The 18,715-nt window shown below is 68.4% G+C and carries 19 protein-coding genes; 11 read left to right on the top strand and 8 right to left on the bottom strand.

Annotated features, from left to right (window positions below; genetic code table 11):
• Positions 1 to 1,538, top strand: a 1,538-nt coding sequence (locus ABZS97_RS18670) for a hypothetical protein (RefSeq protein ID WP_356139126.1), incomplete at its 5' end; no start/stop codon positions are given.
• Positions 1,539 to 1,576: 38 nt separating this feature from the next.
• Positions 1,577 to 1,819 (top strand): ABC transporter permease, encoded by a 243-nt coding sequence (locus ABZS97_RS18665; protein WP_356139124.1) that lies wholly within the window; start codon positions 1,577 to 1,579, stop codon positions 1,817 to 1,819.
• Between the two features lie 48 nt (positions 1,820 to 1,867).
• On the opposite strand, the gene ABZS97_RS18660 is transcribed toward ABZS97_RS18665, so the two are convergent.
• The gene (locus tag ABZS97_RS18660; RefSeq protein ID WP_356139122.1) at positions 1,868 to 2,263 is read right to left on the bottom strand and encodes a RidA family protein; all 396 of its coding nucleotides are present in this window, start codon (positions 2,261 to 2,263) and stop codon (positions 1,868 to 1,870) included.
• Between the two features lie 138 nt (positions 2,264 to 2,401).
• Here ABZS97_RS18660 and ABZS97_RS18655 point away from each other — a divergent pair, with 138 nt between their 5' ends.
• The gene (locus ABZS97_RS18655; RefSeq protein WP_356139120.1) at positions 2,402 to 3,373 is read left to right on the top strand and encodes a WYL domain-containing protein; all 972 of its coding nucleotides are present in this window, start codon (positions 2,402 to 2,404) and stop codon (positions 3,371 to 3,373) included.
• On the opposite strand, the gene ABZS97_RS18650 is transcribed toward ABZS97_RS18655, so the two are convergent.
• A complete protein-coding gene (locus ABZS97_RS18650; protein ID WP_356139128.1) occupies positions 3,365 to 3,901 on the bottom strand; it encodes a TetR/AcrR family transcriptional regulator in 537 nt (178 codons plus the stop codon). The two genes, ABZS97_RS18655 and ABZS97_RS18650, sit on opposite strands and share 9 nt — an antisense overlap.
• 35 nt (positions 3,902 to 3,936) lie before the next feature.
• Here ABZS97_RS18650 and ABZS97_RS18645 point away from each other — a divergent pair, with 35 nt between their 5' ends.
• On the top strand, positions 3,937 to 4,788 hold the full coding sequence (locus ABZS97_RS18645; RefSeq protein ID WP_356139118.1) for an aldo/keto reductase: 852 nt from the start codon (positions 3,937 to 3,939) through the stop codon (positions 4,786 to 4,788).
• Here the strand turns inward: ABZS97_RS18645 and lpdA are convergent.
• Positions 4,778 to 6,190 (bottom strand): dihydrolipoyl dehydrogenase, encoded by a 1,413-nt coding sequence (gene lpdA, locus ABZS97_RS18640; protein ID WP_356139116.1) that lies wholly within the window; start codon positions 6,188 to 6,190, stop codon positions 4,778 to 4,780. The genes ABZS97_RS18645 and lpdA overlap by 11 nt on opposite strands.
• A gap of 225 nt (positions 6,191 to 6,415) precedes the next feature.
• Positions 6,416 to 7,654 (bottom strand): saccharopine dehydrogenase NADP-binding domain-containing protein, encoded by a 1,239-nt coding sequence (locus tag ABZS97_RS18635; RefSeq protein WP_356139114.1) that lies wholly within the window; start codon positions 7,652 to 7,654, stop codon positions 6,416 to 6,418.
• 33 nt (positions 7,655 to 7,687) lie between these two features.
• Here ABZS97_RS18635 and ABZS97_RS18630 point away from each other — a divergent pair, with 33 nt between their 5' ends.
• The gene (locus ABZS97_RS18630; RefSeq protein WP_356139112.1) at positions 7,688 to 8,353 is read left to right on the top strand and encodes a TetR/AcrR family transcriptional regulator; all 666 of its coding nucleotides are present in this window, start codon (positions 7,688 to 7,690) and stop codon (positions 8,351 to 8,353) included.
• Between the two features lie 28 nt (positions 8,354 to 8,381).
• Here ABZS97_RS18630 and ABZS97_RS18625 read toward each other — a convergent pair whose 3' ends face one another.
• The 3 genes from ABZS97_RS18625 to ABZS97_RS18615 form a co-directional block, all read right to left on the bottom strand.
• The gene (locus ABZS97_RS18625) at positions 8,382 to 9,440 is read right to left on the bottom strand and encodes an LLM class flavin-dependent oxidoreductase (RefSeq protein ID WP_356139110.1); all 1,059 of its coding nucleotides are present in this window, start codon (positions 9,438 to 9,440) and stop codon (positions 8,382 to 8,384) included.
• Entirely contained in the window at positions 9,440 to 9,976 is a 537-nt protein-coding gene (locus ABZS97_RS18620) for an SRPBCC family protein (protein ID WP_356139108.1), read from the bottom strand. Before ABZS97_RS18620 ends, ABZS97_RS18625 begins: the two co-directional genes overlap by 1 nt.
• Before the next feature lie 110 nt (positions 9,977 to 10,086).
• Positions 10,087 to 10,584, bottom strand: coding sequence for a helix-turn-helix domain-containing protein (locus tag ABZS97_RS18615; protein ID WP_356139106.1), 498 nt, complete (start codon positions 10,582 to 10,584; stop codon positions 10,087 to 10,089).
• Positions 10,585 to 10,688: 104 nt separating this feature from the next.
• Here ABZS97_RS18615 and ABZS97_RS18610 point away from each other — a divergent pair, with 104 nt between their 5' ends.
• Positions 10,689 to 11,582, top strand: a complete 894-nt coding sequence (locus ABZS97_RS18610) for a short-chain dehydrogenase/reductase (RefSeq protein ID WP_356139104.1) — start codon at positions 10,689 to 10,691, stop codon at positions 11,580 to 11,582.
• A 51-nt stretch (positions 11,583 to 11,633) separates the two neighbouring features.
• On the opposite strand, the gene ABZS97_RS18605 is transcribed toward ABZS97_RS18610, so the two are convergent.
• A complete protein-coding gene (locus ABZS97_RS18605; protein WP_356139102.1) occupies positions 11,634 to 12,317 on the bottom strand; it encodes a TetR/AcrR family transcriptional regulator in 684 nt (227 codons plus the stop codon).
• Positions 12,318 to 12,576: 259 nt separating this feature from the next.
• On the opposite strand from ABZS97_RS18605, the gene ABZS97_RS18600 reads away from it, so the two are divergent.
• The 5 genes from ABZS97_RS18600 (at position 12,577) to ABZS97_RS18580 (ending at position 18,675) form a co-directional block, all read left to right on the top strand.
• The gene (locus ABZS97_RS18600; RefSeq protein WP_356139100.1) at positions 12,577 to 13,545 is read left to right on the top strand and encodes an enoyl-CoA hydratase/isomerase family protein; all 969 of its coding nucleotides are present in this window, start codon (positions 12,577 to 12,579) and stop codon (positions 13,543 to 13,545) included.
• Positions 13,546 to 13,552: 7 nt separating this feature from the next.
• A complete protein-coding gene (locus ABZS97_RS18595) occupies positions 13,553 to 14,476 on the top strand; it encodes an alpha/beta fold hydrolase (RefSeq protein ID WP_356139098.1) in 924 nt (307 codons plus the stop codon).
• Between the two features lie 35 nt (positions 14,477 to 14,511).
• Entirely contained in the window at positions 14,512 to 15,990 is a 1,479-nt protein-coding gene (locus tag ABZS97_RS18590) for an AMP-binding protein (protein ID WP_356139096.1), read from the top strand.
• A gap of 208 nt (positions 15,991 to 16,198) precedes the next feature.
• Positions 16,199 to 17,170, top strand: coding sequence for a pyridoxal-phosphate dependent enzyme (locus tag ABZS97_RS18585; protein ID WP_356139094.1), 972 nt, complete (start codon positions 16,199 to 16,201; stop codon positions 17,168 to 17,170).
• A gap of 806 nt (positions 17,171 to 17,976) precedes the next feature.
• A complete protein-coding gene (locus ABZS97_RS18580) occupies positions 17,977 to 18,675 on the top strand; it encodes an SDR family oxidoreductase (RefSeq protein ID WP_356139092.1) in 699 nt (232 codons plus the stop codon).
• The last annotated feature ends 40 nt before the right edge of the window (positions 18,676 to 18,715 follow it).

The following is an 18,715-nucleotide window of genomic DNA, read 5'->3' as shown; positions in this document are numbered from 1 at the left end:
GCACCGACGGCGGACAGACCTGGCAGGCGGCGACGCACGGCCCGTGGTCGGGCCGGGTGGAGCTCGCCTACGCGGCCAAGGACCCCCGCATCGTTTACGCCTCGGTCCAGATGACCAGCGGCCGTATCTGGCGCTCGACGGACGGCGGCTTGACCTACCAGTCACGCAAGACCCTCGACCTCAGCGGCCATGTGGCCGACTACCTGGGCGACCAGGGCTGGTACGGCAACGCGGTGTGGGCCGGCGACCCGACGAACGAGAAACTCGTCGTGCTCGGCGGCGTCGATCTGTGGCGCAGCACGGACGGCGGTGACCACATCACCGAGATCAGCACCTGGTGGGACGGGCAGTCGGTGCACGCCGACCACCACGCCATCGTCTCGCACCCTTCCCACGACGGGACCACCAACCGGACGGTCTTCTTCGGCAACGACGGCGGAGTGTTCAAGGCGGACGACTTGGCGCAGACCGGTACTGAGCCGGAGGCACCGTTCGTCCATGGCTGGACCGAGTTGGACAACAACTACGGCGTCACCCAGTTCTACTCCGGAGCCGGCAACCGGCTCAGCGGAAAGATCATCGGGGGTGCCCAGGACAACGGCACCATCTGCTTCGACCCCGCGCAGGGCACCGATGGCTGGCAGCAGATCTTCGGCGGTGACGGTGGCTGGTGCGCGGCTGACCCGGACGATCCCGAGGTGTTCTACGGCGAGTACGTCTTCCTGAACATCCACCGCAACATCGACGGCGGCACCAGCGACGACACCGGTGGCGACCGCTACATCAGCGGCCAGTTCTGGAACGACGACATCAGGGACTGGGACTGGAAGCCGGTACCCTTCCTCATTCCGGACGCGAAGAACAACAAGGCGCTCTTCATCGCCCCGTTCACGCTGGATCCCAACAACTCCGACAGGTTGCTCGCCGGCGGCCTGTCGCTATGGCGGACGAACAACGCCAAAGAGACCAACACGCCCACGTCCGGGCCTACTTGGCGGTCCGTCAAACCCAGCGCCGGTGCGAACATCAGCGCGCTGACGGTGGCACACGGCAACTCGGACCTGATCTGGGTAGGGCACGTCAACGGCATGCTGTTCCGCACCGCCAACGGCACGGCGGCGACTCCAACTTGGGAGCGTGTCGGGGTGACCGGGCCCAGTCCGTTGCGGCCGAGTCGCTACTGCACCTCCATCACCGTCGATCCGGCGGCCCCGGACACCGTCTTCGTAGCCTTCGGCGGGTTCGAGGCGGACAACCTCTGGGTGACCCATGACGGCGGCGCCCGGTGGACGCAGCTCGCGCAGACGCTGCCGGACGTGCCGATCCGGGCGGTCGCCATCCATCCTCGCCGTACCGAATTGCTCTACTGCGGTACGGAGGTCGGGCTCTTCGCCAGTGACGACGGCGGGGTGACCTGGTCGGCGACCAACGAAGGCCCGACCAACTGCTCTGTCGACCAGCTGTTCTGGATGGACGAGACGCTGATCAGCGCCACGCACGGCCGCGGCATGTTCCGGATCGACCTGTCGACGGTCTGAACCCATCCTCGACTCGGCACTCATCGAAGGTGACGGCGATGACACGAAACATGCGTTTGCGGGGTCGGATCGAGGCAGTGGCCGCCGCTGTGTGCGGGCTGCTCTTCCTGGTGACTCTCATCTGGCCCGACTGGATCGAGGAAGTCTTCGGAGTCGACCCCGACCAGCACAGTGGCGCGCTGGAGTGGGCGATCGTCGCCGTGGCACTGCTCGCCACGGTGACGTTCTCCCTGCTCGCACGCGGCGAATACCGCAGGGCCCGGACCCTGTCCACGGGATGAGCCCGGTGGGCCGATGAGGCGGTGTCACGCCGTGGGCGAGAGGTCGCATCACTCGACGGCGGTCCCCTCGATCTCGATCATCTGGCCGGGGATGGCCAGCCGTGTCACCCCGAGCATCGTGGTGGTCGGTGCCACCCCGGCGGCGCCCAACCGCGACGCCAGCACGCCATAGTGCGGGAACAGCAGATCGACGTCGGTGGTGTAGACGTTGAGCCGGACGAGGTTGGCGAGGGACATGCCGGCCGCACCGAGCACAGCCTCCAGGTTGTCGAGGCTCAGCGCCAACTGTGCGGCCATGTCACCGTCGTGCTGTGGCTTGCCGTCGGCGCTCATCGCGGTCTGACCGGAGCAGTACAGGGTCCGGGTGTGCCCGGAGACGATCTCACCCTGGTTGAAGCCCATCTCCACCGACCACGTCACCGGGTTGACTGCCGTTCGTTCCACTGCCACATCAGCTCCATTGGATTCATTGGGAGTGCGTACGCGCATCGGCGCGACAACCGCCATCGTGTTGACGTCGGTGCTCACGAGCCTTCCAACAAATCACGACACCCTTGGTCATGTATTCGATAGGGTTTTCGCATGCGCGCCGATCGGTTGGTCTCGCTGGTGCTGCTGCTGCGTCAGCGCGGTCGGCTGACTGCCGACACGCTGGCCCGCGAGCTGGAGGTATCCACCCGTACCGTGCTGCGCGACATCGAGGCGCTGTCCGCAGCCGGCGTCCCGGTCTATGCCGAACGCGGCCGGCACGGCGGGTTCGCGTTGTTGCCCGGTTTCAGGACCGAGCTCACCGGACTGAACCATGACGAGGCCCTTGCCTTGCTGACCGCCGGATCGGGGCACGGCGAGCGGGTGTTCGGCCTCGGCTCGGCGCTCGCTTCGGCCATGCGCAAGGTGGTTGACGCGCTGCCGGAAAGCAATCGGGCCACCGCGAGCGACGCGGCCCAGCGTTTTCTCGTCGAACCGGAGACCGACCTGCTTTCACGCCGGCCCGCGACTGAGGAGGTGCCCGGCACGACAATGATCGAGATCCGGCGCGCGGTGCTGGCCGGGCGCAAACTCCGTATCCATTACGCGGCCACGGACCAGACACCACAGTGGCGCACGGTGGACCCGATCGGCCTGGTCACCGTACGCGACCGGGGCTACCTGCTGGCCACGAGATCCGGCGCGGACCGCACCTATCGACTGTCACGTGTGGTGGCCGCCGAGGAACTCCCCGAGCCGGCACAGCGACCGAACCGAGTCGATCTGGACCTGCTCTGGCGGGAACGCTGCGCGCAATTCCTTTCCAGCGACCATATCTCTGTGCTGATACGGGTGAACCCGGAGCGCCGCGAAGACCTGCTGAGCACCGCAGTGGCCGTCCGCGCAGCAGCACCCGACGCAGACGGCCGACTGCGGCTGGAGGTGACGTTCCAGGACTTACGACACGCCGAGTGGGCGCTGTGGCAACTCGGCACGGACGCGGAGGCTTTGGACCCGGAGTCGTTGCGCACCTCACTGCGCAATCGCGCCGTCGCGATTGCCACCCTGTACGAAGACTCACCTTGAGAGTTGGCCAGGGCGCGCAACGAGGGCGGCATCGACCAGCACCTCGGCGATGGATCGCGCGCACCCGGCGGTGTGCGTGCTGTTGACCCCGGTGCCGCGTGCCGCCGCGCCGACGAAGAGCAGCGCCAGTTGCTCGCCGAGGACTTTCCGGATCGGCGGCCCCGCCGTCCCGCGCGATGTCCGCAAGCCGACTGGCGGACTCCCTCTTGTACGCCGTGGGCAGTTGATGGGCGGGTGCCCCGGGTCGGGCACTTCGACGCTGACGTTCAGAAACGGACACCCTCGGAACGGATCGATGGTTTCCGGGCGCGCCCAGTCGAAGACGGCGAGGAGCCGGTCCCGCGGGCTCGATGTCGAATCGTCAGGCGACTGAGGGACAGGCAGCAGATCGTCCATCAGTGACTTCAGGTACGCCCCGATGAGCTCGTCCTTGCTGGGGAAGTGCACGTAGAGCGTGCGCTTCGACACGTCCGCGGCGGTCGACAACTGATCCATCCCGGTCGCATTGATCCCCTGGGCCGTGAACAGCTCCGTGGGTCCACTTCCCCGATGACCTCACACCCATGGAGGAAATCCTGCGCGGACTGAACGACTTGGTCAGCTCCGGCAAGATCCTCCATGCCGCCCTGTCCAACTTCCCCGCATGGCGCGTCTCCCGCGCCGCCACCCTCGCGGATCTGAAGAACTGGGCACCGGTCTCGGGCATCCAGATCGAGTACAGCCTCGTCGAGAGGACCGCCGACCTTGAACTGCTGCCGATGGCCGCGAGCCCGGGCCTGGGCGCCGCGCTGTGGTCCCCGCTCGGCGGGGGGCTGCTCACCGGCAAGTTCCGCCGCGGCCCGGAAGGGCGGCTGACCGATTTCAAGACTCTCATGCACACCGAGAGCACCGAACAGAAGACCGCAGTCGTCGACTCCGTCGTGGCTGTCGCCGAGGAAGCCGGCGCGACGCCCGCCCAGGTGTCGGTCGCCCGGCTCCGTGAACGTGCCGCCCAGGCGGCCACCTCATTCGTCCCGATCATCGGCCCGCGCAACCTCTCCCAGCTCGACGACCATCTGGGCGCCCTGGACGTGCAGCTCACTCCTGAGCAGTTCGCGCGCCTGTCCGAGGTCAGTGGAATCCCCCTCGGAGTGCCCACGAGGCGACCGCCGCCGCCCGAAACAACGTTCAGGGCGGTGACGCCTCCCTCGTCAACCAGCCTGCCGTACCCACGGCCTGAGCCACGTAACCCGCCGTCGCGTCGGCCACTTCCCCCGTGCATCGTTGGCCTGGGAGAGTCGCCATGCGGTGCGGACCATCCTGGATGTCGGAGTGCGGCCGGAACGCTTCGCGGCGATGTCCGGGCCCCTTGGCAGGCAAAGGTCACGAGACCGATCCGAGTGCCAAGGGGCCCGGCGCCGTTCGCTACATGTTGATCATGTGGCCCGCGAGGCCGTGGACCGCTTCCTTGACCGCTTCTCCCAGGGTGGGGTGGGCGTGGACGTTGCGGGCGACCTCGTGGACGGTGAGGTCCCACTGCTGGGCCAGTGTCAGCTCCGGCAGCAGTTCGGTGACGTCGGGGCCGATGAGGTGCCCGCCGATCAGCTCTCCGTGCGTGGCATCGCTGATCAGTTTCACGAAACCGGTCGCATCGCCCAGGCCGTGGGCCTTGGCGTTGGCGGTGAACGGGAACTTGGCGACCTTGACGTCGAATCCCTTCGCCCTCGCCTGCTCCTCGGTGTAGCCGAAGCTGGCGATCTGGGGCTGGCAGAAGGTGGACCGCGGGATCATCACATAGTCCAGCTCCATGGTCTCCGCGCCCGCGAGCGTCTCGGCGGCGATGACGCCCATCGCCTCGGCGGCATGCGCGAGCATCAGCTTCGCGGTGACGTCACCGATGGCGTAGATGTGCGGGACGGAGGTACGGCAGCGGCCGTCGACGTCGATCGCGCCGCGCTCGGTGACCTTGACGCCCGTGTTCTCCAGGCCGTAGCCGGTCACGTTCGGCGCGAAGCCGATGGCCTGCAGGACCTTGTCGGCCTCCAGGACCTGCTGGGCGCCGTCCTTGCCGGTGACCGTGACGCGGACCTGTGCGCCCGACTCGTCGATCGACTCGACGCGGGTGGAGGTGAGCACATCGATGCCCGACTTCCGGTACTGCTTGGCCAGTTCGGCGGAGACCTCGGCGTCCTCCAGCGGGGCGACCCGGTCCAGGAACTCGACGATCGTGACCTTCACACCGTAGTTGTGCAGGACGTACGCGAACTCGATGCCGATCGCGCCGGCGCCCGCGATGACAATGGACTGCGGAAGGTCCTCGGCGAGGATCTGCTCCTCGAACGTCACCACCCGGGAGGTGCGGCGGGTGCCGGGCAGCAGCTTGGGAGTCGCGCCGGTGGCGATGATGCACTGGTCGAAGCCGATGGCCCGGGTGTTGCCGTCGTAGTCGGCCACCTGGATCGTGTGCGGGTCGAGGAACGTGCCGCGACCGCTGATTTCCGTGATCTTGTTCTTCTTCATCAGGTAGTGGACGCCCTTGACCCTGCCGTCCGCGACCTTGCGACTGCGGCGGAACGCCTCGCCGTAGTCGAAGGAGACCTCGCCGTCGACCTTGATGCCGAAGGTCTTCGCCTCGCGCGTGAAGATGTGTGCCAGTTCGGCATTGCGCAGCAGGGCCTTGGTGGGGATGCAGCCCACGTTCAGACAGACACCGCCCCAGTACTTCTCCTCGACCACCGCGACACGCTTGCCCAGCTGGGCGGCCCGGATGGCGGCAACATATCCGCCGGGGCCCGCGCCGAGTACGACGACGTCGAAGCGCTCACCCTGCTCGTCCATGGACGGTTCCTTTCCGCTGGGGCGACCGGTCCCCCCGCGAGGGGCGGCTCGCTCCCGATCGAACAACCTGTCATCAACTCAACAACGGTGGCTTGCGCTACCGCCCGCCGCAAGCGACCGCTGCAGGCGAGGGAGGCGACCGCACGGTCGACCGCCTCGGCGGCAGTCACCCGGGGCCTCCGCTTCAGCGTCCCAATGGCGTGATCTATGCCCGTACGGCAGTCATCAGCGGCGGGCCGACGCAGCGTCGACCTCGTGCACCCCGGCCTCCATGGCACCGAGCCTGAGGGTGTCGAGCCCGAAGGCCGCGACCGGGCCGTGCGCGCCGGGCTTGAGGACCGCATCCGGCGCCGCCGCGTGGACGGCGCCCCAGGCCAGGAGGGATCCCGTCATCTCGTACGGATCCGGACCGGTCAGGGCCGTCGTCGCCAGGGGCCTGCCGTCGCTGTCGCGGGCGACGGCGATCACCAGGGAACGGCCGTCGGGGTCCGGTTCGCGGTCCGATGCCGGGAGCCGCTCGGACCACCGCGCCAGCGCTGCCCGGACCTTCGGCGAACGCAGCAGCGGCGCCTGGAGCGTGGCGGCGATCCGTACCGGTCGCGTCCATCGGCCGAACCAGCCCAGCCCCACCTCGACACTCTCCAACTGCGGGAAGATCTCCGGCAGTCCGAGATGCTCCGTACCCGGGACGGTCATGGCGACGCGCTTCACACCGCCGTAGTGGAAGGTACGCACTCGTTTGGCGGGGCGCTCGTCGACCACGCGGGCGGACATGCCGGGGCGCGGGCTGCGATAGGCGAACCCGTCCTCGGCCGCCGCGCCGACCAGCGTCTGTCGCGTGCCCCCCGTGGTGAGGGTGAAGGCGTCGCGCAGAGTGCTGCGGTAGCGCAGGTCGTCCCCGCGCCCGGGACGGGTGATGAAGTAGCCGGTCTCCACGTGGCGGGCCCGCTCGCCCGCCCGCGTCAGGGCGAGCGCGCCGGCGAGGTTGCCCGGCACGTAGTCGTAGCCGAACGCGGGCACGAGGGCCGCTCCCCGGTCCGCCGCGACGGAGTCCAGCTCCAGGAGGACGCGGCGGGCGAAGGTCCCCTCCCCCGTGGAGTCGAAGTAGTGCGCACCGGCTCGCGCGGCTGCCGTGACCGTGGCCATCCCGAGCTGCATGAACGGCCCGATCGTGGAGACGACCACGTCATTGGGCTCCAGGAGGCGCGCGAGTTCCGTTGTCGAGGTGACGTCGACCTCGGCCACGGCCAGGTCCGCCCCGAAGCGCTCGGCCAGGGTCAGCATCCTGGCTCGGCTGCGCCCGACCAGGGTCGGCTTCTCACCTCTGGCCAGCAGCTCCCGGAGCACCCGTTGCCCGGTGTATCCGGTTGCGCCCAGCACCACGATCCTGCGCTTTTCCACGGCTCCGCCAACCTTCCGGAGGACGTCGTCCTGACCGCCATCGACTGACCGAGAGTCATTCACTGACCTCAGGTCATCGAATATACGATGGTGGGCATGAGAGGGCCAAACCGACGGCAGATGTACGCGGAGCAGACCCGGGCGGACCTGGTGACGGCCGCCCGCAAGCTGTTCGTCGACAATGGATTCGCCGACACGTCGGTCGAGGCCGTCACCGGGGCCGCGCTGGTGAGCAAGGGCACCTTCTACCACCACTTCCCGGACAAGAAGGCGATGTTCGCCGAGCTGTACACGGAGCTGCTTGAGCAGGTCGGGGCCCTGAGCGACGAGACGTCGGAGGCGGTCCGCGCCATGCCGGACGGTTCCGCGATGACCGCCGTGTCCAACCTGGCGTACGTCTTCCTGCGGCGGACCATCGACGACCCTCTGCACCGTGAGCTGATGGCCCAGGCGCCCTCGGTCCTGGGAGAGCGGTACCGGCAGATCAACGACGCCGTCGCCCAGCCGCCGATCGAACGACTGCTGACCGCTCTGGCCGAACGCGGCGATCTGAAGCCGGACGTACCCGTCGCCACCACCGCACGCCTGCTGCTGGCCGGTCTGTGCGAGGGCAACCAGATCATCGCCGCCGCGACGGACCGGGAGTCCGCCCTGACCAGGACGTTCCGGGCGATCTCCTTGCTGATGTCCGGCCTGGCGGCCGAAGGCGTCAGCGCCACGGTTGACCTGAACCAGGGCCTCCCGGACAGCGCCGACGCATAGCGGTCCTCCTCGGCGGCGTGATCCGCGCCTACCGTGCCGCCCCGGCCTCGATGTCCCGGACCAGCTCGATGGCCCGGCCCAGGGTGGCGAGCCGGGCTTCGAGGGTGTCGCCGGCGGGGTAGAAGCGGACGGTGTCGACACCTGCGTCGCGCCATACGCGCAGTCGCTCGCGCACCATGTTCTCGGTCCCGATGAGCGTGGTCGCCAGCACCATCTCGTCGGTGACGAGGGCGGCCGCGCCGTCCCGGTCCCCGGCCTGCCAGCGGCTGCGGACGTCGGCCGCGACCTCGGCCCAGCCCTGGCGGCTGTAGGCGTTGTTGTAGAAGTTCGTGGTCGCGGATCCCATGCCGCCGAGGCTGAAGGCCAGCTCCTTCTTGCGTCCGGCCACCATCACGCGAAGCGTGTCCTCGTCATCCGCGAAGGCGACCTCGGCACCCTGGCAGATGTCGAGGTCCGAGCGGCTTCGACCGGCTGCGGTCAGTCCCTCGTCCAAGTGGTCGAAGTACGCCGCCTTGGCGCCCTCGGGTACGAAGCTGGTACCCAGCCAGCCGTCCGCGATCTCACCGGTCAGGTGCAGCATCTTCGGCGAGAGCGTCGCGAGGTAGACCGGGATGTCGTGCTCGGCTCGCATCGACAGACGCATGGGTTTCGCCTCGCCCGGCAGCGGGATCCGGAATTCGCGCCCGCCGTAGGAGATCTTGTCGCCCGAGGCGGCCTGCCGCACGATCTCGACGGTCTCGCGCATCCGGGAAAGCGGCCGGTCGAAGGGCACGCCGTGGAGTCCTTCGACCACCTGCGGTCCCGAGGGGCCGAGTCCGAGGAGGAAGCGCCCCTGGGAGATCTGCGACAACGTGATCGCGGCGCGGGCGATGGCCATCGGGGTGCGGGTGCCGAGTTGGATGATGCCCGAACCGAGAAGCAGGCGTTCGGTCTTGGCGGCGAGGTAGCCCAACGGCGAGGGTGCCTCCGAGCCCCACGCCTCGGCCACCCAGCAGATGTCCAGACCGAGCTTCTCGGCTTCGGTGACGTAGTCGACGATCTCCCGCCAGTCGCCCCCGGACGCTTCGATCGTGGTGGAGGTACGCATCACAGGCCCGCCTTGTCCGAGGCCTGGGCGCTGCTCTCGGCCAGCTTCTTGATCTCTTCGATGGTGAAGGCCATGTTGACTTCGAACTCCCGCATACGCACGAAGACGATCTTCTGCTCCTTCTCCGGCATGCGATCGATGGCGAAGGAGAGGCCCGAGCGGGCGGGACCCATCTGCATCCATTCCCGCAGCAGAGTGCCGCCGTTCTCCGGCTCCAGCGTGAACCCCCATAGCGCGGTGGGGTGTTGGGGATCCTCGACCGCCCAGGCGAGCACTCCGGGCGGCTCGTACTCGACGATGTGGGAGGTGGTGGTCCAGTCCCCCAGCGCCTCGTGCTTGCTCCGGCCGATGAATCGGGCTCCCAGCGCGGGGCCGCTCCGGCCGTCCAGCCATTGCACCGACTGCAGCTCGGAGCTGTTCCGCGGCATCAGCTCGATGTCGCACACCAGCGACCACACCCGTGTCGGCGGGGCGGCGATCCAGGTATGGACCTCCGCTGTCGGCTTGTCCGCATAGCGCGCACCCGTCCACTCCATGACTCCGCGGCCTCCCGTCACCGACAACTCTCAGGTAAGTAACTGACCAGCAAAGTTGCGTAGATAGACTTACTTGTCAAGGGGAGGCGCCCGCTCCGCGCCATGACAAGTCAGCCCGCGAAACGCTCCCGCACATCCGGCCGCTCGGCCAGATGCGGCGGGTAGCCGGGCCCCATCCGGGGGTGAGTGTTGTCCGCCGTCATCGGATCTCCGCAGGCCGCGCACACCACCTCGGCGTGCGTCTCCTGCCCGCACGCATCGTGATGCATGGCCACCGGCGGGCCCGCCTCGCCGGCCAGCCAACGGTCCCCCCACCGGTTCATCACCAGCAGCACGCCGTAGAAGTCGCGGCCCTTCTCGGTGAGCACGTAGTCGTAACGAACGGGCTCCGTCTGGTAGGGCCGCTTCTCCAGCAGCCCCTCCTCCACCAGGCGGCGCAGCCGGTCGGTGAGCGTGTTGCGGGCGATCCCCAGCGAATCCTGGAAGGCGTCGAACCGCCCGATCCCGTAGAACGCCTCCCGCAGCACCAGGGGCGTCCACCAGTCCCCCAGCAGGTCCATGGTCCGGGCGATCGAGCAGGGCCACTGCGCAAAGGATGTCCGCCTCATGACAGCCAGCATAGGTTCGTCCGGTCAGGAGACCCAGCAGGTCAGCACGGCGCCGATGCGAACGACGTCTTGCGCTCCATCAATAACGAAGTTATGTTGCCGCCATGAAACGTGACTTGCTGGGCAGAAAACTGGTTGTCACCGGAGCGGCACGCGGCATCGGCGAGAAAGTGGCCCGCCTCGCCGCCGCCCGAGGGGCACGAGTGACCGTGATCGGCCTGGAGCCCGATCGGTTGCGCGCCCTCGCTGACGACCTGGGCCCGACCGCATCCTGGCGGGAGGCCGACGTACGCGACGGCGCCGCTCTACGGTCGGCGATCGACGAGGCAGCGGAGGTCATGGGCGGCATCGACCTCGTGGTCGCCAACGCCGGCGTGGTGGCGTACGGAACGGTGCGACAGACGGACGAGGCGTCGTTCGAGCGGGTCCTGGACATCAATCTGAACGGCGTCTTCCGCACCCTCAAGTACGCGACGCCGCACCTGGAGCGCAGCCGCGGCCACGTGCTGGTCGTGGCATCCGCACTGTCCTTCATGCCGCTCGCCGCGATGGCCTCCTACGGCGCGAGCAAGGCCGCGGCTGAACTCCTCGCCCTCACCTACCGCCAGGAGGTGGCACACCTAGGGGTCACGGTCGGCCTTGTGCACCCCTCCTGGATCGACACGGACCTCGTCCGCGGCGCCGAAGTGGACCTCCCGTCGTTCCAGAGCCTGCGCCAACGGCTGCCCTACCCGGGCAACGTCACCACGAGCGCCGACCGGGCGGCTGCCGCGATCGTCGACGGGCTCGTGCGCCGACGCAGCCGTGTGTACGTCCCGCGCGCGGTCGTCGTGGCCAACTGGGCGAAGGCGGCGCTGAACTCGCCGCTGGCGTGGCCCTGGGCGAGGCGCTTCGCGGCCCGGTCGGTTCCCTCCCTCGAACGGGAGGTCGCGGCGCTGGGGAGGCATGACCAGCTCATACCGGGCAGCGATGCCCGCGCTGCGGAGACCAAGCCGTAGCCACACACGGCACCACCCGAACACCCTGGCCTCAATCGAGCTTCAACGCCTTCAACGACCTTCAACGAGCGAGTCGTAGAGGAGCGCGCCGGCCTGGTGCGAGGCCTCGGCACGTTCCCGCGAGTCGCCCAGGCCGACGGAGAAGTTCACGCCCAGCGGCTGCAGGACCTGCACCACCGCGTCCTCGAACTCGACGAAGTGATCGGCCAACTCAAGGGTGATGTAACCGTGGACCAGGCTCCACAACTGCGCGGCCACGACCTCGGGTTCCTGCCGCTCGACCCGGCCGGAGTCCACAAGCCGTTCGCACGCAGCGGTGACGTGAGCGTAGGCGTCCCGAAAAGCCGGCGAGCGCCCACTCAGGCGAAGGTCCGCATCCGACAGGGGCCGGTACGTCGCACGAGTGGACAGCCCGAACATCAGGTCGTAGAGGTGAGGGTTCTCGCGAGCCAGCCGACGACAGGACAAGGCCATGACAAAGAGATCCGCAATCGGGTCCTCCGTCACCGGCACCCGGACAAACGCTCTGCCGAGTTCCTTGAACCCATGGTCGACAACGGCGCCCATGAGTTCAGGGATCCCACCGAAGTGGCTGTAGACCACCATCGTCGACAGTCCGCTCGCGGAAGCCACCGCACGCGCCTTGACAGCCGAAGGTCCCTGCTCGGCCAGCAGACCGATGGCCGCCTGCACAAGCCGCTCCGGTGCGTCATCGAGCCTCGCCCGCCCTGCCATGTCTCGCACGCCTCCACCATTGACACGCCTGAAATAACTTGGTTATCTGATTCTTCAGGGCAATAGTACACATCACACGCGACATGCCGACCCGTATACAGGCGCGCACCCCTGGACACGTCATCACGCACTGTCCCAGACGCTGCCGCCGGTGCGGACACGGCCCGCTGGGACCGCCCGATCCCCCTCGCCGGGAACGCGTCCGCGAATGTCCCGACGCATTTTTCACCCTCATGGACTCAGCACGGGAGCAGAATTCATGCCGTACAAAGACAAGGGCCAACTGGAGATCGAGGACCGGGGAGCCGTCCTGGTCGTCCGGGTCGACGGTGGCCCGCACCAGGTATTCGGACTCGACATCGCCAATCAGCTGGACAGGCTGGTGAACCGGGTCGAACGCGATCCGGGCATCCGTGCCGTCGTCTTCACCGGCGCGCATCCGGAGCGGTTCGTCAGTCACGCCGCCGTCCAGTGGCTTCAGGAAGGGGGCGCCGCGAGCCCCACGGTCGGCCGGCGCGGTGCCGCCGCCGTCGTACGCATGGCCAAGCGCGTGGACCGCTCACGTCTCCTCCGGTCCGTGATGCGCAGGACCCCGATGCGGGGAGCCCTCCAACTGGAGCGCCTGCACAGGACCTTCCTCCGGATGAACAGCAGCGGTGTCCTCTTCGTCGCCGCACTCAACGGCTCCGCCCTGGGCCTCGGCGCGGAGTTCGCCTGGGCTTGCGACCTGCGGGTCATGGCCGACACGGACTGTTTCATCGGCCAGCCGGAGATCCTGCTCGGCATCATCCCGGGCGGGGGCGGCACCCAACGGCTGACCCGTCTGATCGGCACCCACCGGTCTCTGGCCGCGATTCTCGAGGGCAAGCCGTTCACGCCCGCGGAGGCCCTCGCCAACGGGGCGGTGGACAAGGTCGTCGCGCAGGACAAGGTGGTCGCGGAGGCGGTCGAACTGGCCGAGCACTTCGGCAAGCGGTCGAAGGGCTCAGTCGCGGCCGCCAAGAGGTCGGTGTACTTCGGCGGATCCATGTCGCTGGAGGACGGCCTGCATGTCGAACGCGCCGAGTTCTTCGCCCGGGCCATGTCGAAGGAAGGCCAGGAACTGATGCTCAACTACATGGCGACGACGGACGTCACCGGCGAACTCCCGCTCTACAAGCCGGGCACCTACGCGCAGGCACTCGCCTCGGGCAGTGTGTCCGGGCGCCACTCGGCGAACGGACGGTGAGCCGACGATGACCACCCCGCACTCCTTCACCCGCCACGACATCACGTTCCCCTCCGGCGACAGCAGATGCGCCGGCTGGCTCTACCTCCCCACAGGCGTCACCTCCCCGCCCGTCGTCGTCCTCGGCCACGGCCTCGGCGCCACCCGCGAAATGCGCCTGGACGCCTTCGCGGAGCGTTTCGCACAGGCCGGAATCGCCGCCGTGGCCTTCACCTATCGGCACTTCGGCGACAGCGGCGGCCACCCCCGCCAGCTCCTGTCGATCAAGCGTCAACTCGCCGACTGGGATGCCGCCCTCGCCTACGTCAAGGCCCGCCCCGACGTCGACCGCTCCCGTGTCGCGGTCTGGGGCAGCTCCTTCGGCGGCGGCCACGCCATCACCGTCGCCTCACGCCATCCCGAACTGCGCGCGGCCGTGGCCCAGTGCCCGTTCACCGACGGTCTCGCCTCCGCACTCGCACTGGGCCCCCTCGCCTCGCTCAGGATCACTCCAGTGCTCGCCCGAGATCTGGCGACACGGATCCGCGGGAAGGCACCCGTGATGGTGCCCATCGCCGGCGCCCCCGGTTCGCCGGCCCTCATGAACGCCCCCGACGCCCTGCCCGGATACCAGGCGCTCCAGCCCACGGGGACGACGTTCCGCAACGAGGTGGCGGCAAGGGTCATCCCGACCATCGCCGCCTACCGGCCCGGGCGTGCGGCCAAGAAGGTCGCCATGCCGATCCTCTTCTGCGTCAGCGACACCGACTCCGTCACCCCTCCCGCCCAGACCCTCCGGTATGCGCGCACCGCGCCCAAGGGAGAGATCAGAAGGTACGAAGCCGGCCACTTCGACTTCTACACCGGCGAGACCTTCGAGGAACTGGTGCGCGACCAGGTCGAGTTCCTCAGCCGTCAGCTGGCCCCGGCAACCGCCGCGTCGGCTCCGTGACCGGATCGCATCACACCGAGACAGGTACGCTCGCCATGAATTTCGCTTCTCTGCCCGACCGCCGCGCGGCTTACGACCCAGAGGGGGCCGCGGTCTCGGACGGCCGCCAAACCCTCACCAACGCTCAGTTGCTGCGTCGCGTCCGAGCGGCGGCTTCTCACCTCCGGGACCTCGGGGTCGGTCCCGGTGACGTCGTGGCCCTCAAGCTGACGAATCGCGTCGAGTTCGTGCTCCTGCTGTTCGCCGCCTGGCGGCTGGGCGCCACCATCACGCCGGTCAACCCGAGCATGACCGACGTCGAGGTCACCCGCCAGATCGCCGACTCCAGCGCACGCCTGCTCGTGGTCGAGGACGGCGGCACCGGTGTCGGGGACGGTCTCGCCACACTCGCCGTCGGCGAACTGTACGAAGAGGAACCCGCGGATGAGGATCAGCCGCCGGGTGCGGACCCGTCCGCGCTGGCCCTCCTCATCTACACCAGCGGCACCACAGGGGTACCCAAGGGCGTGATGCTCGACCACGCCAACATCGACGCCATGGTGGAGATGGGGCGTCAGTCCCTCCAGGTCGGACCGGACGACCGGTGCCTGCTGATCCTGCCGCTCTTCCACGTCAACGGCATCGTGGTCAGCGTCCTCACGCCGTTGCTCGCGATGGCGAGCGTCGTCATCGCCGACAGGTTCAACCCGAAGTCCTTCTTCGACGTCGTCGAGCGTGAGCGCCCGACGTTCTTCAGCGCCGTCCCGACGATCTACAGCATGCTCGCGGCGCTCCCGGACGACGTCCGGCCCGACACCTCGTCCCTGCGCTTCGGAGTCTGCGGCGCGGCACCTGCCTCCGCCGAGTTGCTGACCCGGTTCGAGGCCCGGTACGGCTTTCCGCTCATCGAAGGTTACGGACTCTCCGAGGGGACCTGCGGCTCCACCATCAACCCCGTCGCCGGCCCTCGACGCGCCGGAACCGTGGGACTCCCTTTCCCCGGGCAGGAGATCCGGATCCTTGACGTCGACGGTACGGAGCTGGCCCAGGGCATGGACGGTGAGGTCGTCGTGAGGGGCCCCAACGTCATGCGTGGCTACCTCGGCCGCCCGGACGAAACGGCCAAGGTCATCGTCGACGGCTGGTTGCACACGGGCGACGTGGGCCATCTCGACGCCGAGGGCTATCTGAGCCTGGTCGGGCGCTCGAAGGACATGATCATCCGTGGCGGGGAGAACATCTACCCCAAGGAGATCGAAGACGTACTCGCCGGCCACTCGTCGGTGCTCGAGGCCGCCGTGATCGGCGTGTCCGACGAGAAGTGGGGAGAGGTGGTCGTCGCCTACGTCCAGCCTCGACCGGGTTCGACCGTCGATCCGTCGGCGCTCAACGACCTCTGCACACGAAGCCTCACCGGCTACAAACGCCCGACCGCGTTCTTCGTGGTGGAGGCGATCGCGAAGAACGCGGTCGGCAAGATCGACAAGGCCTCACTGCGGGCTGCCCACGCCGCCGCGGTCTCTGCCGGATCCTGATGTACCCCGACGTCGTTGTGGGCCGTCGCGGTGGCGGCCCGCAATCCCGTCTGAGGGGCGAGTTCCGTTGCGGGGCGGCCCGTGGCTGCGCAGACTTCACCGTGCGGGAATCGACGGGATTGCACGTTGCCTGATCACCCGTCACCCGAGCCGCAGTTCTTGACGATTGCTCAATGCAACAGCGCCGACGGAGCTACGCTTCTGTGTCGTGCAGGAGACGCGCCTCGACACTGCTCGGATCCGGGCTGCTCGCCGGGTGATCGACCCGATTTTTCTCGACACTCCGCTGTACCGCTGCGAGGCGATGGAACCCGACCTCGGGTGCACCGTGAGCATCAAGCTCGAAACGGCGAACCCGGTCCGCAGCTTCAAGGCCCGCGGCACCGAGGTCGTCGCTTGCCTGCTCGCCGACAAAGGTCCACGAGCCGTGGTGTGCGCCAGCGCGGGCAACCTCGGCCAAGCCCTCGCTTGGTCCGGTCGCGACCGGGGGCTCGACGTGACCGTCGTGGCATCCCGCTTTGCGACTGCGGCCAAGCTCGATCGCATCCGCTCGTTGGGCGCCAGGCTGGAACTGGTGGACGGCGACCACGAGATGGCACGCGAGCGGGCGGCAACCATCGCGCGGTACGACGGCATCCGACTGCTCGAAGACAGCCTGGACATCGAGACCTGCGAGGGTGCGGCGACCATCGGCCTGGAACTGGTGGACACCGCGCCGTCGTTCGACACCGTCCTGATTGCCCTCGGCGGCGGGGCACTGGCCACCGGCGTGGGTCATGTCATGAAGTCCTTGGCACCCGAAGTCGAGGTGATCTGCGTCCAGCCGCTGGGCGCACCGGCGCTGACACACTCGTGGCGCAGCCGTCGTGTCATCACCACCGACTCGACCGACACCATTGCTGACGGCGTCGCAGGCCGGCGTCCCATCCCGGCCGTCCTGGACGATCTACTCCTTGTCGCCGACGACGCCGTCCTGGTCCAGGAGGCGTCGATCATCGCCGGTATGCGGATGCTCTTCGACCATGCCGGCCTCGTCGTCGAACCCTCGGCCGCGCTCGGCATCGCGGCGATCCTCGAAGACCGTGACCGCTTCGCCGGCCGACACGTAGTCACCATCGTGTGCGGCAGCAACGTCGACGTGGACGCCTATCACCGCTGGGTAAGTGCGTCCGGGCCCTGAGCCGGCTGCCGGGTCCGGGGACGTCTGCGTCGGGTCGTGTCGGGTCGTGGGATCCGGAGGATTGCGGGCGGCGCGCCGTCCGGCACGTGCCCGTCCCCTTGACGCTTGGTGCGCGGTGCCGACAACGACGAGCCTCGGGCCGCGAGTCGGCCGGTACCCACATCCGCGGCTCGGGACCGTGCGGGGCAGTGTGCGCCATGCTCCCTGCCTGCGTGCAGGCCGGCCCAAGTCACCGCTGCGGCCGGCTGTCGCGCACCCGTACATGCGTCGTCGTCAGTTCCCGCCTCGTACCGAACCTCTCCGTACCTGGCACACACATCGTGCCCCGCATTAACTCCCGGAAAAAGTCAGGCGGGAGCGAGGTGAGGTCGATGCCGACGAGCTCAGCCGGGAGGGGACGATCCGCGGACAGGCCGCAAAAGCCGCTGATGACCCAGGACCGCGCATCCTCCTCGATCTCCTGCTCCGCGACAGCGCCAGGAAGCGCGAAGTACTCCTGGTAGAACAGCACTGATGCGGGGCGAGAACGCCGGAAGGGTGATCGTCAAGCTCTGAGTCCGCATTGAGCTGACGACGTGAGGGGCCTGCCGGACGCGGCAGGCCCCTCACGCGTGCGGCAGACCCCTCGCGCATTTCGGCAGGCCGCTCGCCCAGTGCGCTTGCGATCATCGACTCACCTCCTTTAGTCTTACGGTCATACTTCAATGAAGTCGAGTCCTCTTCTCTCCGATGACTCAGATCCCCCTCCCGGCCCGACCGCCTGTCTTGCGGCCGCCCGGCAACCCCCACTTCACCAGGAGCTCTCCATGGATCTCTCCACCAGCACCGCCCTAGTCACCGGAGCCAACCGGGGCTTCGGCCGAGCCCTCGCCGCTGAACTGCTCAGCCGCGGCGCCACCGTCTACGCCGGCGCCCGCAACCCCGACCAGGTCGACCTGCCCGGCGCCAAGCCGATCGCGCTCGACATCACCGACCCTGCTTCCGTCGCAGCCGCCGCAGCGGCCACCGGCGATGTGACGGTCCTGGTCAACAACGCCGGGTCCTCCACCGGCGCCGATCTGCTCACGGCCGACCTGGACGACGTACATCTGGAGATGGACACCCACTACTTCGGCACACTGTCGGTAGTCCGCGCCTTCGCACCTCAGATCGCGGCGAACGGCGGGGGAACGATCCTGAACATCCTGTCCGGCCTGTCCTGGGTCAGCTTCCCTGAACTCGGTGCCTACAGCGCCGCCAAGTCCGCAGAGTGGTCGCTCACCAACGCTCTGCGCGTGCAGCTCGCCGACCAGGGCATCCGAGTGGCCGGCCTGCACGTCGGCTACATGGACACCGACATGGTCCGGGCGGTCGACGCGGCCAAGTCCGACCCGGTCGACATCGCCCGGATCGCCGTCGACGGCATCGCCTCCGGCGCCTACGAGATCCTCGCCGACAACGCCGCCCGCCAGGCGCAGGCAGCACTGTCCGGGGGCGTCTCCGTGCTCTACCCACACCTTCCTTGAGGATCCCTCTCCCAGGAATCCGCACCGGCCCGTGAACACC

Origin of the sequence: Streptomyces sp. NPDC005485 (assembly GCF_040606085.1) — a bacterium.
Taxonomy (GTDB): Bacteria; Actinomycetota; Actinomycetes; order Streptomycetales; family Streptomycetaceae; genus Streptomyces.
This window is presented reverse-complemented; position numbering and strand designations above follow the sequence as displayed.

Coding starts and splice junctions, on each gene's coding strand:
- ABZS97_RS18665 (WP_356139124.1), top strand. CDS start 1,577: ATGACACGAAACATGCGTTTGCGGGGTCGGATCGAGGCAGTGGCCGCC.
- ABZS97_RS18655 (WP_356139120.1), top strand. CDS start 2,402: ATGCGCGCCGATCGGTTGGTCTCGCTGGTGCTGCTGCTGCGTCAGCGC.
- ABZS97_RS18645 (WP_356139118.1), top strand. CDS start 3,937: ATGGAGGAAATCCTGCGCGGACTGAACGACTTGGTCAGCTCCGGCAAG.
- lpdA (WP_356139116.1), bottom strand. CDS start 6,190: ATGGACGAGCAGGGTGAGCGCTTCGACGTCGTCGTACTCGGCGCGGGC.
- ABZS97_RS18630 (WP_356139112.1), top strand. CDS start 7,688: ATGAGAGGGCCAAACCGACGGCAGATGTACGCGGAGCAGACCCGGGCG.
- ABZS97_RS18625 (WP_356139110.1), bottom strand. CDS start 9,440: ATGCGTACCTCCACCACGATCGAAGCGTCCGGGGGCGACTGGCGGGAG.
- ABZS97_RS18620 (WP_356139108.1), bottom strand. CDS start 9,976: ATGGAGTGGACGGGTGCGCGCTATGCGGACAAGCCGACAGCGGAGGTC.
- ABZS97_RS18615 (WP_356139106.1), bottom strand. CDS start 10,584: ATGAGGCGGACATCCTTTGCGCAGTGGCCCTGCTCGATCGCCCGGACC.
- ABZS97_RS18610 (WP_356139104.1), top strand. CDS start 10,689: ATGAAACGTGACTTGCTGGGCAGAAAACTGGTTGTCACCGGAGCGGCA.
- ABZS97_RS18605 (WP_356139102.1), bottom strand. CDS start 12,317: ATGGCAGGGCGGGCGAGGCTCGATGACGCACCGGAGCGGCTTGTGCAG.
- ABZS97_RS18600 (WP_356139100.1), top strand. CDS start 12,577: ATGCCGTACAAAGACAAGGGCCAACTGGAGATCGAGGACCGGGGAGCC.
- ABZS97_RS18595 (WP_356139098.1), top strand. CDS start 13,553: ATGACCACCCCGCACTCCTTCACCCGCCACGACATCACGTTCCCCTCC.
- ABZS97_RS18590 (WP_356139096.1), top strand. CDS start 14,512: ATGAATTTCGCTTCTCTGCCCGACCGCCGCGCGGCTTACGACCCAGAG.
- ABZS97_RS18580 (WP_356139092.1), top strand. CDS start 17,977: ATGGATCTCTCCACCAGCACCGCCCTAGTCACCGGAGCCAACCGGGGC.